Source organism: Vibrio sp. S9_S30 (assembly GCF_014694455.1).
In the GTDB taxonomy this organism is placed as follows: Bacteria; Pseudomonadota; Gammaproteobacteria; order Enterobacterales; family Vibrionaceae; genus Vibrio.
The window spans coordinates 271,664-285,848 of the sequence record NZ_JAAUWT010000006.1 but is presented as its reverse complement, the minus strand read 5'-3'; the positions used below and the strand labels follow the sequence as shown (position 1 = coordinate 285,848).

Sequence of the window (14,185 nt, the reverse complement as noted above, 5' to 3'; positions counted from 1 at the left end):
ATCCTCTACGACTACATGATCAAGTGCATGAAGGAGTTGGCGAAAGCTGAGCCTGATATCGATGCACTGCTGCCATGGAACTTCAAGCATTAGTTATGTCGCCCCGTGAGTTCATGGGGCGCTTACCGATGAATGAGAGAGTACCCTCGATCAAATCAGGAGTTCCTGATGGAGCTTCATCGAAATACACAGCAAAAGCGATGTCTACTTTGGATCCGTTGGAAAATTCAGGAGTCGATGGCCACGGAGCGACCAACAAATTATTTACAACTCCACCCCAATGCACTTCAATAGACATATTGCTCACACTCTGAGTTCACTATTTGGAGACGCTATGTCTAACCACGACCCCATCTGGATACCAACCTCAGAAAGAATAGAAAACGCGATACTGACAAATTTCATTCAGCAATTGAATGATCAGTATGCGCTGTCTATTTCAACTTATCACGACTTGCAACAATGGTCGGTGGATGCGAGTGCTCAGTTTTGGTCGTTTTTGTGGGACTACCTTAGTGTCATAGGCGTGAAAGGGGAAATCATCCACGAACTGGGGCCTTCCAAATGGCGAGAAAGCGTCATCAGCAGAGATACACTTTGGTTTCCTGAAGCGACACTCAATTACGCTGAAAATCTATTGGCTGCACCTTCATTACCCTTGCCGTCCTCGGCGATAGAATTTTACAACGAACGAGGTGAATCGCATTCTGTGTCATGGGAACAGCTTCGGAGTCAAGTCTCGATCCTTCAACAATGGCTTCAAGATTGCGGTGTGAAGAAAGGAGATGTCGTTGCGGGTTATCTCCCCTACCTTACCGAAACGGTTGTCGCCATGCTCGCAACAACAAGCTTAGGAGCAATTTGGACGTCTACTTCACCTGATTTCGGCATAGACAGTGTGCTTGAACGCTTCGGTCAGGTAAAACCTAAAGTGTTGTTTTGTTGCGATGGCTACTCCTTCGCAGGGAAGCACCACGATATGCGAAACAAAAACCAAGCACTCAACGAACATCTCGATTCATTACAACAAATTTGCCAAATTGAATACCTCCATTTACCCCCTTTGAAAGGCAGCATCAGTTGGGCTGAAGTGAACCAAAGCTACTCGCCTAAAGACATGGAATATTGCCCGGTAGGTTTTAACGATCCTTTATTTATTCTTTACTCTTCTGGAACAACAGGAAAACCCAAATGCATCACACATTCCGTTGGCGGCACCCTTCTCAACCACAAAAAAGAGCATCAACTCCATTGTGATATCAAGGCAAAAGACCGTGTGTTCTACTACACCACTTGTGGTTGGATGATGTGGAACTGGCATGTGTCTGCGCTCGCCAGCGGCGCAACATTAGTCGTGTTTGATGGCAGCCCAGTGTATCCAAATGAAGGCATTCTGTGGGATATAGCTCAGCGCTCTGGTGTGTCACTGTTTGGAACATCTGCGAAATACTTAGCCGCACTGGAAAAGAATGCCTACTCCCCGAAACAACACTTTGATCTCGCTTCAATTCGAACAATTTGCTCGACAGGATCAGTTCTTTACCCTGAGCAGTTTGATTATGTGTATCGGCATGTCGAACCAGACATTCACCTTGCATCCATTTCTGGGGGGACAGATATCTGCGGTTGTTTTGTGCTAGGAAACCCCATTTCCCCTGTCTATAGAGGCGAGTGCCAAGGACGTGGCTTAGGGCTACATGTCGACGTTGTAGATGAAGACGGACGACCTCTTAGGTCAGAACGAGGGGAGCTAGTCTGCTTAAACAGCTTCCCCAACCAACCGGTAGGTTTTTGGAATGACACCGGCGAACGCTATCACAACGCTTACTGGAATAAGTTTGAAAACGTCTGGCATCATGGAGACGATGTGGTACTAACAGACAACCACGGCATGATCTTCTATGGCCGCAGCGACACGGTGCTCAACCCAGGCGGGATCCGTATAGGCACCGCTGAAATATACCAACAAGTCAATCAATTAGAAGGTATTGCCGATTCCATCGCGGTTGGACAACAATGGGATGGCGACGAGCGCATCGTCCTGTTTGTTCAGTTGGAAAAAACACATTCGCTATCCGATGATTTGGTCATCTTAATTAAAAATACTCTTAAAACCCGTTGCTCACCGAGACATGTTCCCGCCGTCATCCTTGCGATAAGTGACATTCCTAGAACGAAATCGGGAAAACTCGTTGAAGTTGCCGTTAAAGAAGTCATACATGGCAGCGAAGTTAAAAACATCGGGGCGATTGCCAACCCTGAAGTGCTCGGTGAAATCGCCTCTCTCTTTGAGCAAACCGAACGTCAACGCGAACAGACTTAACTCCGTCCCTATCCAAACCCACCTTAATTCAATGCTGGTTTGCTGGGCGATCCTTTACTCATTGCATCGCGCCTTTTGGTTAAGGTGTCGTAAATGGTTGCATTATTTGCTATTTTTTAACGATATCGACTCACATACCTCTCTGGGACAACGCGTTTTATGAACCTTTCTCAAGTTGAAGCCTTTTGCACCGTCGCTGACGTTGGATCGGTTTCTGAAGCCGCTCGGCAACTCGAGTGCAACAGAACCAAACTCAGTATGGCAATCAAAGCGTTAGAGAAAGAACTGAATACGGAATTGTTTGTGCGCTCTGGGAATCACCTTTTCCTTTCTGAAGCTGGAAAAGCGATTTATAAAGATTGCGAGAGTTTATTGGTTACGCAAAAACGGATCGTGCAAACCTGCCGGCAAGTATCGGGTGAATTTAACGCAGAAGTGTGGATTGCGCGAGACGACTCACTGCCAGATGAGCTCTGGCAGAATCTGGCACACGAGATAAACAAGAAGTTTCCAGCTACCTCTTTCAACATGGTGCTTGCCTCAAGTGGTGACTTAGCCAACTTAGTCGAAACTCAGCAAGTCGATTTCGCATTTGGTGTCGATTACGAGCGAACGGACGATCCTCGCGTTACCTACCATCCTATCGGTAAAATTCGAATGATGTCGGTATGTCGCTCAGGGCACCCTTTAACCAAAATGCGCCGTGTCGCCGATGAAGATTTGCGACATGCGATGCAAGCGTCCATCGCGTACTTGAACGAGAAAGATAACCCAGAACTTCAACCTTTCTCTCTTCGCTATATTGGTTTTTCAAGCTTCGATTACATGCTCAATACCATTCTCGGCGAAGATGCTTGGGGTGTATTACCCGAGCCCTTGATTCGTCCTCTTCTTCGTCAAGAACGACTCGCGGTGATTAAGCACACGTATGGGCTAACTCAAGAAGACTATTGCATGTTCACCGCAGCGGGAATGACAGAGGATGCCGCCATGGTTTGGCTGGCGGACAAGCTCAGCGATTACCTTTTTGACTTCTAACTCATCACTCAGAGTCAAATATATTGACACCTAATTTTAGGTTTAACACGTTGATATTTAAACATTATCCCCTCATTCACAACGTTCGCCTTTTTCAATCAGCCAGTTTCCGTTTGTAAAATATCCCTCTAGCACGAAGAATGAAAGTGTATTCACTACCGAGAGATTTTATGTGTGCTAGGACAAGCAAAAACGAAAACAGTGTATTAACCTTTTCAGCCCTTTTTGCTTCAGGCTTTGCATTGGGTGGCTTAATCCTTGGATTATGGGTAGGTTCACTGGTCATCGTTTTTGACGGTGTTTACTCCTTAATCAGTCTGCTGTTAACTTTATTGTCACTAGCTGCCGCATGGTATATTCAAAAACCATCTGACGCTCAATTCCCCTTCGGTCGCGCCGTCATTGAGCCCATCGTCATTATTATTAAAGCAACATCCATACTCGGGGTGGTGGCGTATGCCCTATATTCGGCCATTGAAGCCCTATTGAATGGCGGACGTGAAGTGGATGCTTCCATAGCAACATTATTTGGTGTCGTAAACGTTCTAGGCTGTGGTTACGCATGGTGGGTGATTGCCCGTAAAAGTAAGCAACATTCTTCTGGTTTAATTGAGGTGGAAGCCAAACAGTGGCAAATGGATACATTACTGAGCGTGGTTGTTACTGCTGGGTTTGTTGTTGCTTGGTTAGTTTCTATTTCCCCCTATAGCGAATACGCGGTATACGCGGATCCAGCCATGATGGTGCTCATGTCTTTCTATTTTATTAAAGTCCCATTCAACATGCTGAAGGACGCACTTCGAGAATTACTAATGATGGCACCCAGTAAGGAACTGTGCCAGAAAGTGGATAACGGTATATCTGCCGTAAAACAGGAAATGCCGCAAGACATTCACGTCACGGGTGTCGCTAAGATAGGGCGTGAGCTTAGAGTGGATGTTGATATTCATACCGACAAGAAAACCATAGACATTGATGATATAGAACGTACAAGAACGACGATCACTCGCAAACTTTCAGTCCTCCCTTACGATTTGCAGCTCAATTTGAACATATGCTAATCGCTATTCCAATGAGTTATGACACGCGCTAGATAGAGCGCGTGTTTTATTTACACCACCTAAATTTTTCGGTCATTATCGATATCTTCATTCATACTGAGGTTAATCAAAGTTTTTATAGCGAAACAATTTTAAAGATGTATTATAAATACATCTTTAACTTCTAGAGGTCTGATCTATGTTAAATATCACCGACATGAAAGTCGAAAATAAGACCCCTCCCATCTTGCGCCTTGGTTTTAGACCGTTCTTTCTTGCAGGTTCGGTATACGCCATTATTGCTATTGCTGTCTGGGTATTTGCTTTTCAGAACGGTCAGCCTAGCAACCTAACTGTTCCTGCACTTTGGTGGCACGTGCATGAGATGCTTTTTGGATTCGCCATGGCGATTGTGGCTGGATTTGCTCTCACCGCAGTACAAAATTGGACGGGTGTCAATGGAACCAAAGGGTATCGGCTGGCGACAATTTTCATACTGTGGTGTCTCCCGCGAGTGTTATTCTGGACACCAACACCACTTTGGGTCATAGCTATCATTGAAGCGTTGTTTCTTCTTGCCACCGCTTATGAATTAGGGTTTAGAATACTGAGGACGAAAGGCTGGAAGAACTTGTTTTTTGTGCCTATGTTCTTGCTCGCCATAGCGGCCAACTTTGCCAGTTACGCAGCAATAAAAGGGTTACCCCCTTTTCCTGCAAGTGCTGTATGGCAATCGATGATATGGTGGTTTGTATTACTGCTCTCCATCATGGGTGGCAGAGTCATTCCATTTTTCACAGCGAGTAGATTCCAATTCGAAAAACCCCAGCCACTGCTATGGTTAGAGTGGGTTGCAACCCTGCCTTTGGTGCTTTTATTTATTACGAGCTTTTTCCCACTAACATACCAACAAATTGGACAGTGGCTAATGCTGATTGCCGCGATCGGCCAGTTTTATAAAGTTGCTCGTTGGAAAACCTGGAAAACATTCTCTGAGCCCCTAGTATGGTCGCTGCACTTGACTTATCTGTGCATTCCTATTGCATTGACCATTCGAGGCTTAACGTCCAACGATTTCGTGAGCCATACCATGTTGCATCTCATTGCGATTGGAGCGATTGGTGGTTTGATTCTCTCCATGATATCTCGAGTGACTATGGGGCATACTGGTCGGGAGATTTACAAAGGTCCTAAGATGCAAGTTGCTTTTGCTACTTTAATCTTGGCAGCAGTATTACGCAGTATTGGCGTTTCTATTGCTCCATCCGCCATGATGCCGCTGATCTACACATCGGCACTGCTGTGGGGTATCGCATTCAGCTTATTCGTATGGAAGTTCGCGCCTATGCTTTGGTCACCAAGAATTGATGGCAGACCTGGCTAAAGAGATTAGAATAAAACCAGCCCTTCTGCTTAGGGCTGGTCGTTCAATAGTAGATTGACGGCTTACAAACGATCGAGAAGCGCTTTTACCAATTTATTGATCCCAACAGACGCTTGTGAAATCGATTTAGCCAACATATAAGCGGGGGTAGTAATGAGCTTTCGTTCCTCATCGACAAGTATATCCGTGACCTCGCAATTGATGTGTTTTGCCCCCATCGATTCTAATGCAGCGGCTGTTTCCGCCTCTTTTCCTATCGTCAGCTTCACTCCTTCACCATAAACTTCAGGCAACAATGCCGGGGCAATACACATATAACCCGCAGGTTTGCCCTCACGAGCAAATGCTTTGCACACAGAAAGCACCGAGCTGTGAACGCGGCTCTCTCTACCATCGAACGCAAACGACGATAAGTTTTTAGCGACACCAAATCCACCAGGAACCAATAGAGCATCAAACTCATTCACATCTAAATTTGCAATATCCTGAATATTCCCTCGTGCGATTCGAGCAGATTCAGAAAGGACATTTCGGGTTTCAGCCACTTCTTCACCGTTTAAATGATCGATAACATGATGCTGTTCGATATTAGGTGCAAAGCAATGCCAAGAAGCTCCATTTTGCTCTATCGCGAACATCGACAATACGGCTTCATGAATTTCTGCACCATCATAAACCCCACAACCACTTAAAATAACTGCCACTTTTTTCATTCGTTTTCCTTGCTATATCCGACGTTTCTCTCACTATACTCAAAGAGATAAAACAAAAGCGCGATCACGGTCAGACAAAAACGACCTACTCGAAAGCAGGCCGTTGGCTTAGTTTAATTTATTATAGTTAATGTGTGGGGAGCTGATCCACTACAACACTAAAGCTTAAAGAAAGAAAGCTGATGTTTTTGCTGTTCTGCCAATTCAGAAAGCTCACCACTCGCTATCGCACTTTGGCTAATGCCCGCTACATTTTGGTTTACCAGCTCAGACATATTATTGATGTTACGGTTAATGTCTTGTGTTACTTGAGATTGCTGTCCAGCCGCGGTCGCGACCTGAGCGTTCATATCATTGATATCGGCTACCGATTCAGTAATCCCTACCACCGAGTCATTTGCTTGGTTGCTCAGTGATTCGTTTAACTTCAACATCTCCAAACTGGTTTGCATGCTTTGGTTTGCCAACCCTGATTTGGCTTGCAATTCTTCAATAATGGTTTGGATTTCTTGAGTGGAATCTTGAGTGCGAGCGGCCAGCATTCTTACTTCATCTGCTACCACGGCAAAGCCTCTGCCCGACTCACCAGCACGCGCCGCCTCAATCGCCGCATTCAGTGCTAGCAGGTTGGTTTGCTCGGATACGCCACGAATAACTTCAATGACATTATTGATTTGCTCCGATTGCTCTTGAAGTTGAGTCACGACGCTCGCGGCCTCATTCAATGACAAAGACATTTGCAAATTCGCATTTTCTGCCTCTCGGAATACGTCCAAGCTTGATTTGGCAAGCTTGTCTGCTTGCTTAGCGGTAGAATCCGCCGCTATTGCATTGTCGGATACATTGTCAGCAGTACTTGCGAGCTCTGTTACCGCAGAAGCAACTTGTTCCAATTCATTTTGTTCTTGCTGAGCGTTTCGCTCGGCTTGCGTCATCACAGCAGCAAGCTCTGTCGATGCAGAAGCAACATCTTCACTAATGCGTGTCAGCGATCCAACCGTTTTATGAAGTTGAGAAACAGTGGTGTTGACGTCAGTACTTAGTTTGGCAATTTCGTTGTCACCATCCTCATCAGCTCTTACCGTTAAGTGACCTTCTGCCAGTTTGCGCATCACTTGTTGTAACTTGGTAATAGGCGTCACTATCAAGCCTGATAGCCACCATGCCAATGTTAATGAGATAAGAAAGACCGTTAATAAGATGTACGTCGCGTTGAACTTGACTTGGTCGTTACGCTTTATACTCACGTCTAAGTGCTTCAATGCATATTCATTAACTTTCTGTGATAACGCATTGATCTCTTGAACCATGTCATTACCAATTTTTCGGTATTCAAAGATAAACGCATCAAACTTTTCGGTTGATAGTGTACCGCTATCATAACTGTTAAGAATTGGCACTGCTCGATTTGAATAATCTACATACACAGCAATAGACTGTTTTACGATATCCACTTCGCGCTGAAAGATGGGTGTTTTTTCAAGCAGCGACAACTGCTCAGTAATAACCTGCCCTGTGTCGCGTAAATGCTGTTGAAAAGCCTCTCTGCGGCTAGGATCATAAATGGCGTATACGGCACTGATTCTTAATGGGTAAATATTATCGTCTATTTTGGCAAGGGTATCTTTATAGAAAACTAGTGAGCTCACATTGTCTGCCATGTTTTTTTGCTCTATATCCAAATTCACTTTTGTTATCCAAAGTGAAGCAAATAAAGCGATGACAAGAATAAGAACTGGAATTAGAACTTGGATTCGGATTGATATATTTTTCAACGAAAATGGCATAGGTACCTCATACAGTTTTAGCTGTATCCCTGCTGAACATTTATAGAAGGAAGGAATATAGAGCAGCACCTTATTTTTGTCCACAATAAAAGTAAACCTTATTATTTTAAATGGCTAAATTTTGTACTATTAAAATGATATTCAGCCTGTAATCTGGTATTTTTTTATTTATTGATGTTAAAAATATCAATACCGAACAAGAACAGAAGATAAATGACATTATATAAATTCGTTACAGATGATTAACAAATCATATATAAAAATTGCTGACAATGAAAAAGATTATCATTTACTTAACAGTTGGTTAAAAGCATTGCTAGCCATCTAAACCTCTAAACGTCTTTTTCCGGAGAGAGATCACATTGTAATTCCCTGCGCTTTTCCCATTTTATCACTGCTTATATTTTAGAATTTTTAGGTAAATAACATTACGTATAAACGAGTAAATAGAACAGCAATTACGGTATTGAAATTACACTAATACCAAAGCAAGATAATAAGCGACGTCTTTTTGAATTATAAGAATCATCTTAATTAAGATATTACCCCTTCGTTTCAAGCTACCCACCTTAATACCCCCTACTTTAATACTCACCGGCCTTAATATAAATCTTGGCTTTGATGATATAACCAGACTCGATACTTAACCTTGGAAAAACCGAACCGCTTGTTTTTTCATTTAGATTCCATGTTCTTATCTTCAATCTTCATGTAGAACGGCTAAAATAAAACGGAGGTTTAAATTAAAAAAGACTTAAATCAAAAAGTAGCTCCCCAATTCTTAAGGTAAGCTGAGTATCCAAACTGGATTTGGAACTGGAATTATGGAAAAAATGGCATGAACACCAAACTATTGTCACAAACTGTCACTCATCGCCCCCATTCTCCCTTTATAATACTGAAATACTAAATGCCTACTATGCGTGGATGACATCAAGTGTGCGAAATTTTGCTAACGGCTCCAGCCAATTAATCCTGTATTAACGACTGCGTGGCATATTAGCGATTATCCATTCAGCCATTAACCATGTTTGTGCAACGTTTTCTTGCAAGTATTCACTCACCTGTTTCTTACGAATACTGAGCAAATAAAACCCATCACGAAGAATGATAATCACTCCACCTAATCATAACCATTTGTTATTATAAGGTTTCATATTGGCACTCTGTTTTCAAAACGTTGTACCTATCACTGAGTAAATTGACCATGTTCAGTTCAACGGTAATTGAGTTGTTTAAGCAAAAACACCACAGAACCGGATCTCACTTTTATCCGTACTTAGAGATGAATTTAAAGAGGAAAAGAGAAGCAAATGTCTAAAAGATTGTTACGCTGGTTGGCTCCTGTAGTAATTCTTGGTGGCGCTTATGGTGCTTTCAACGTCATCGCATCAAGCGGACCAGAAGCAGAAGAGAAAAAGGAGGGGGGCACCCTACCTTTAGTTCAGGCTGAAAACCTGTTCCCAATAGATTACCAAGTGATCATCTCAAGCTTTGGTGAGATATCCCCTGTTGAAAAAACGCGACTTTCCGCCCAAGTGTCTGGCGAAGTCACAAATTGGCACCCAAATTTTGTCGCTGGCGGGATAGTGAAACGCGGTGAAGTGTTATTTCAATTGGAGCAGGATAACTACGAGGCGGCAGTTTTACAGGCAGAAGCATCGCTTGCAAGCGCTAAAGCATCTCTCATCGAAGAGCAAGCCAAAGCAAAAGTCGCTGAAAAACAAGCAAAAAAACTAAATAACAAGCAAGTGACAGACTTATACCTAAGAAAGCCACAGGTATTGAGTGCCCAAGCGCAAGTCAAATCGGCTCAAGCTGGTTTAAAACGCGCAAAACGCGACTTAGAAAACTGTACAGTGATCGCACCTTATGACGCACTCGTTGTTTCACGAAACATTGGTGTTGGTCAGTTTGTTACGGCGGGTTCGGAAGTCGCGCAACTTAACAACATTGAAGCGGCAGAAGTCCGTATCCCTATTGCTGGATTCGACAGCGCATTCCTTCCCGACACGTTAAGAGGCATCAAGGCGACGATCATTGAAAAAGGGGGACGAGCCATTGAGCGTGAAGGCTTCATTGCTCGTGATCTCGGTGTTGTCGACAGCAATACACGTATGGTAAACCTCGTTGTCCAAATCGAAGATCCTTATGGCATTAATTCAGGCAAACCAACACTAAAATTCGGCTCCTACGTGCAGGTCAGTTTTGCGGGTAAAGAGCTCAAACACATCTACCGTCTTCCTCAGGAGCTTGTGAATAATCACACCGTTTGGATCGTGAATGAGGAAAATCAACTCGAGCCAAGAACCGTTAACGTGTTACGCGAAGAAGGCGAATTCTTCTTGATTGGCGATGGTATCGAAGAAAAAGATCAGGTGGTTTTAACATTACCGGAATACCCACAAAGGGGCATGAACGTCGAAATCGCCCAATCTGGCTCTGAATCCGCCAATGTTGCGAAGTAAGGATTGATTCATGGACATGGATACAAGTAAAACGACTCAACCAAAAGAAAAAGGGTTGATCGCCTATTTCGCCAATAACTCCGTCGCGGCTAACCTGATGATGATCTTCATTATCATCATGGGTGCGGTGAGCTATTTCTTCATTCAACGTCAAATGTTCCCAAACTTTGAGATTAACTACGTCAACATCAGTGCTTCCTACCCTGGCGCTTCTCCACAAGAAATAGAAGAAAGCATTTTAATAAAAATCGAAGAATCACTAAAGGACGTCACGGGCATCAAACAAGCCGTCTCTACAGCCTCGCGTGGGAGTGCACATATATCCCTTGAAATTGATGTAGATACCGATCTCAATGACGTCCTAGATAAAGTAAAGCAAAAGGTCGACTCCATTGCCTCTTTTCCTGCGTCGATGGAGCCTGTCAGCGTTTACCAAATCGAATGGCAGCAAGACGTCATCGAAATGGTCTTAGCGGGCGATAGGCCGCTCACCGAACTTAAACCTTTAGCCAAAGCCATTGAGAACGAACTGCTTCAGCTAAGCAACGTAGTTTTAGTCGAATTAAGCGCACCAGAAGATGAAATCGCTATCGAGGTTCACCCAGATACACTTCGAAAGTACGACTTAACACTGAACGACATCACCAATGCCATCCAGCGTTATTCAGCCAATTACTCTGCCGGACAAGTCAGTACCAATACTGGGATGATTTCCGTTCGAATCGAAAACCAATACTACCGTGGGGACGAATTTCGCCAAATCCCTGTGAAAATTGGCGCAAACGGAGCAAAAGTTTACCTTCAAGATATTGCAACAATCAAAGATGGGTTTGTCGAAGGCAAACGACACTTTAAATACACGGGTCAGAACGCAATTTACTTGTCGGTAAAAGCAACCAAAGAGCAAAACATGATTGCTGTTGCGGAATCTGTAAAAGCGTACATTGATCATAAAAACCAAACGTTACCTGAAGGCCTGCAAATAAAGACGTTAGTGGACATGACCTACTACCTGAATGCTCGCTTAGACATGATGCTTAAAAACCTGCTCCAGGGTGCCGTCCTCGTCGCCATTATGCTCAGTATTTTTCTGCGCGTAAAATTGGCATTTTGGGTCATGGTTGGTCTACCTGTTTGTTTCTTAGGCGCAATGATGCTCATGCCTGTCATTGGCGTTAGCATCAACATCATCTCACTTTTCGCATTCATAATGGTGCTAGGCATCGTGGTCGATGATGCCATTGTCATGGGGGAAAGCGCCTATTCTGAAATTGAAAAAAGCGGCGGTGGCGTTGACAACGTTGTCCGAGGCGTGAAAAAAGTCGCCACACCGGCCACATTTGGCGTTCTAACAACGATAGCCGTGTTTGCTCCTTTCATCATGTCGACGGGACCTGAGCGAGCGTTCTTTTTCGGAATCGCATCGGTAGTTATCCTTTGTCTTATCTTCAGCTTAATAGAGTCTAAGCTCATTCTACCGGCTCACTTAGCGCACACGAACTTTACCCCGATTAAAGAAGGCAGTTGGCGAGATCGATTTAACAAGCGATTCTTTGGCTTTGTTAATGGCCCATATCGCCATTTTGTCTCGCACTGTACCCAATGGCGCTGGACGGTTTTTGCCAGCTTTATTGCCATTCTTATGGTCAGCATTGCTATGATAGTGTCGAATCACGTGCGTATTGTACCTTCACCGAAAGTACCTCATGATTTCCCAAGTGTGCAAATATCGATGAACGACACGGTCTCTGATGAACAAACCGTCGAGGCTTTGCGTATGATTGAAGACGTTATATGGGATGTGGAAAAAGAGACAATCGAGGCACATGGACAGGGTATGATCAAAGATCTACTGTCGATGAATAGTGGCCGCACAAGTGGTCGCATTATTATTCCATTGGTTGATGAAGACCTTCGACCATTCAACACATTTGAGCTTTCTCGCCGCTGGCGTGAGAGAATCCCCGTCATCCCAGGACTTAAATCCATCACCATCATTGATGATGTCAGCGGTGGAGGCGGTGGAGATGAATTCGGCTACCTGTTGTTTGGTTCAGACATTGAAACGTTAAATAATGCGGGTCGCGAGCTGATCGCCAAGCTTCAAGAACAAAATGGTCTTTACGATATCTCTTCTTCCATCGACGCGGGCAGCAAAGAAGTCCTACTTTCTCTCACTCCTGTAGCGTATGACTTAGGGTTAGATCTCTCCGACATTGCCAGACAAGTCGGTAGTAGTTTTTACGGAGGCGAGGCTCAACGAATTATACGCGACGGTGAAGAAGTCAAGGTCATGGTTCGTTACCCGAAACTGACGCGAGAAGCGTTTTCTTCACTACGCTATACCGTTATCACCACACCGTCTGGCAATAAAGTCATGCTCGGAGATGTGGTTGAAATCGCCCAGAAACCAGGAATCAGCAGCATCCGTAGAGAAGACGGTTACCGCTCGGTCTATGTTTACGGCTCGATAGATGAAGAAGTGGTGGAGCCAAACGAGATTATCGCATTGGTTTACTCAACGTTGCTCCCAGAAATCACCGCAAAATACTCTGGTGTTAAAACGCAGTTAGGCGGTTCCATTGAAGAACAACAAGCGCAGCAAAATGAACAGATAGCCTTTTTCATCGCAGGCATGATCATTGTTTACATTTTACTTGCCGTGCCGATGAAAAGTTACACTCAACCTCTGATCATTATGTCGATCATCCCGTTTAGCCTAACAGGGTCGATATGGGGACATTACTGGTTTGGTCTGGATATGAGCATGATGTCCTTGTTTGGTTTGATCGCCGCTGCGGGTGTCGTGATAAATGACTCGCTAGTGATGACCGACTACGTCAACCAAACCCGTGCGCGAGGTCTGGCAATTAAAGAAGCCGTGATTGAAGCCGGTTGCGCTCGCTTTAGAGCAATACTGCTTACCTCTATTACGACCTTTGCAGGTGTCTTGCCAATTATGTTCGAAACCAGCCTTCAGGCTCGCTTTGTTATTCCAATGGCTGTGGCACTTGGCTTTGCCGTTTTGTTTGCTACTTTGCTGACTTTGGTTTTGGTTCCCTGTCTTTATCTCATATTACAAGACATTAGGAACCTATTTATCCGTATGAGAAACGTCTTCGTAACCTTGTTCCTCAGAAAAGAAAAACACGAAACCAGCATAAACTAAACCTCAACTAAACCTCAACTAAACCTCAACTAAACCTCAACGCAGCGCTCAGACGCTGCGTTTTTTCGTTCCTTGCTCTCTTTTGTTACCCGCACTCGAAATGCCTTAAGTACAAGGCTCTGCTGCAATAAGATTTCATCAGCTCACATTCAAGCAAAGCGCCCCTTTCAATATTCCGCGATTGCTGCTAAAAACCTATAAAGGACGGTGGTTTTTTAATCAAAACAAAGACTTTACGCTATATAGCTGGCTTGAGACACATG

Annotated in this window: 8 protein-coding genes; 6 read left to right on the top strand and 2 right to left on the bottom strand. The window is 44.1% G+C overall.

All coding sequences use genetic code 11. The annotated features are described in order from the left end of the window. Window positions 1-334: 334 nt before the first annotated feature. From HC752_RS09785 to HC752_RS09770, 4 genes are all read left to right on the top strand, one after another. Window positions 335-2,323 carry an acetoacetate--CoA ligase gene (locus tag HC752_RS09785; protein WP_190334952.1) on the top strand — a complete coding sequence of 663 codons (1,989 nt, stop codon included), beginning with the start codon at window positions 335-337 and terminating at the stop codon, window positions 2,321-2,323. 159 nt (window positions 2,324-2,482) lie between these two features. After that, entirely contained in the window at window positions 2,483-3,361 is an 879-nt protein-coding gene (locus HC752_RS09780) for a LysR family transcriptional regulator (protein ID WP_190334951.1), read from the top strand. Window positions 3,362-3,531: 170 nt separating this feature from the next. Then, on the top strand, window positions 3,532-4,422 hold the full coding sequence (locus tag HC752_RS09775; RefSeq protein WP_190334950.1) for a cation diffusion facilitator family transporter: 891 nt from the start codon (window positions 3,532-3,534) through the stop codon (window positions 4,420-4,422). A gap of 178 nt (window positions 4,423-4,600) precedes the next feature. After that, window positions 4,601-5,785, top strand: coding sequence for an NnrS family protein (locus HC752_RS09770; RefSeq protein WP_190334949.1), 1,185 nt, complete (start codon window positions 4,601-4,603; stop codon window positions 5,783-5,785). Window positions 5,786-5,847: 62 nt separating this feature from the next. Here HC752_RS09770 and elbB read toward each other — a convergent pair whose 3' ends face one another. Next, window positions 5,848-6,498, bottom strand: a complete 651-nt coding sequence (gene elbB / locus HC752_RS09765) for an isoprenoid biosynthesis glyoxalase ElbB (protein ID WP_190334948.1) — start codon at window positions 6,496-6,498, stop codon at window positions 5,848-5,850. 158 nt (window positions 6,499-6,656) lie between these two features. Continuing rightward, entirely contained in the window at window positions 6,657-8,285 is a 1,629-nt protein-coding gene (locus HC752_RS09760; RefSeq protein ID WP_190334947.1) for a methyl-accepting chemotaxis protein, read from the bottom strand. A gap of 1,313 nt (window positions 8,286-9,598) precedes the next feature. On the opposite strand from HC752_RS09760, the gene HC752_RS09755 reads away from it, so the two are divergent. Together HC752_RS09755 and HC752_RS09750 are read left to right on the top strand one after the other, a co-directional pair. Beyond that, window positions 9,599-10,753 (top strand): efflux RND transporter periplasmic adaptor subunit, encoded by a 1,155-nt coding sequence (locus HC752_RS09755; protein WP_190334946.1) that lies wholly within the window; start codon window positions 9,599-9,601, stop codon window positions 10,751-10,753. 16 nt (window positions 10,754-10,769) lie between these two features. Next, complete coding sequence (locus tag HC752_RS09750; RefSeq protein WP_190334970.1) at window positions 10,770-13,922, top strand: efflux RND transporter permease subunit; 3,153 nt, start codon at window positions 10,770-10,772, stop codon at window positions 13,920-13,922. The last annotated feature ends 263 nt before the right edge of the window (window positions 13,923-14,185 follow it).

Excerpts from the sequence above, each read along its gene's own strand:
- HC752_RS09785 (WP_190334952.1), top strand. The coding sequence starts at position 335 with ATGTCTAACCACGACCCCATCTGGATACCAACCTCAGAAAGAATAGAA.
- HC752_RS09780 (WP_190334951.1), top strand. The coding sequence starts at position 2,483 with ATGAACCTTTCTCAAGTTGAAGCCTTTTGCACCGTCGCTGACGTTGGA.
- HC752_RS09775 (WP_190334950.1), top strand. The coding sequence starts at position 3,532 with ATGTGTGCTAGGACAAGCAAAAACGAAAACAGTGTATTAACCTTTTCA.
- HC752_RS09770 (WP_190334949.1), top strand. The coding sequence starts at position 4,601 with ATGTTAAATATCACCGACATGAAAGTCGAAAATAAGACCCCTCCCATC.
- elbB (WP_190334948.1), bottom strand. The coding sequence starts at position 6,498 with ATGAAAAAAGTGGCAGTTATTTTAAGTGGTTGTGGGGTTTATGATGGT.
- HC752_RS09760 (WP_190334947.1), bottom strand. The coding sequence starts at position 8,285 with ATGCCATTTTCGTTGAAAAATATATCAATCCGAATCCAAGTTCTAATT.
- HC752_RS09755 (WP_190334946.1), top strand. The coding sequence starts at position 9,599 with ATGTCTAAAAGATTGTTACGCTGGTTGGCTCCTGTAGTAATTCTTGGT.
- HC752_RS09750 (WP_190334970.1), top strand. The coding sequence starts at position 10,770 with ATGGATACAAGTAAAACGACTCAACCAAAAGAAAAAGGGTTGATCGCC.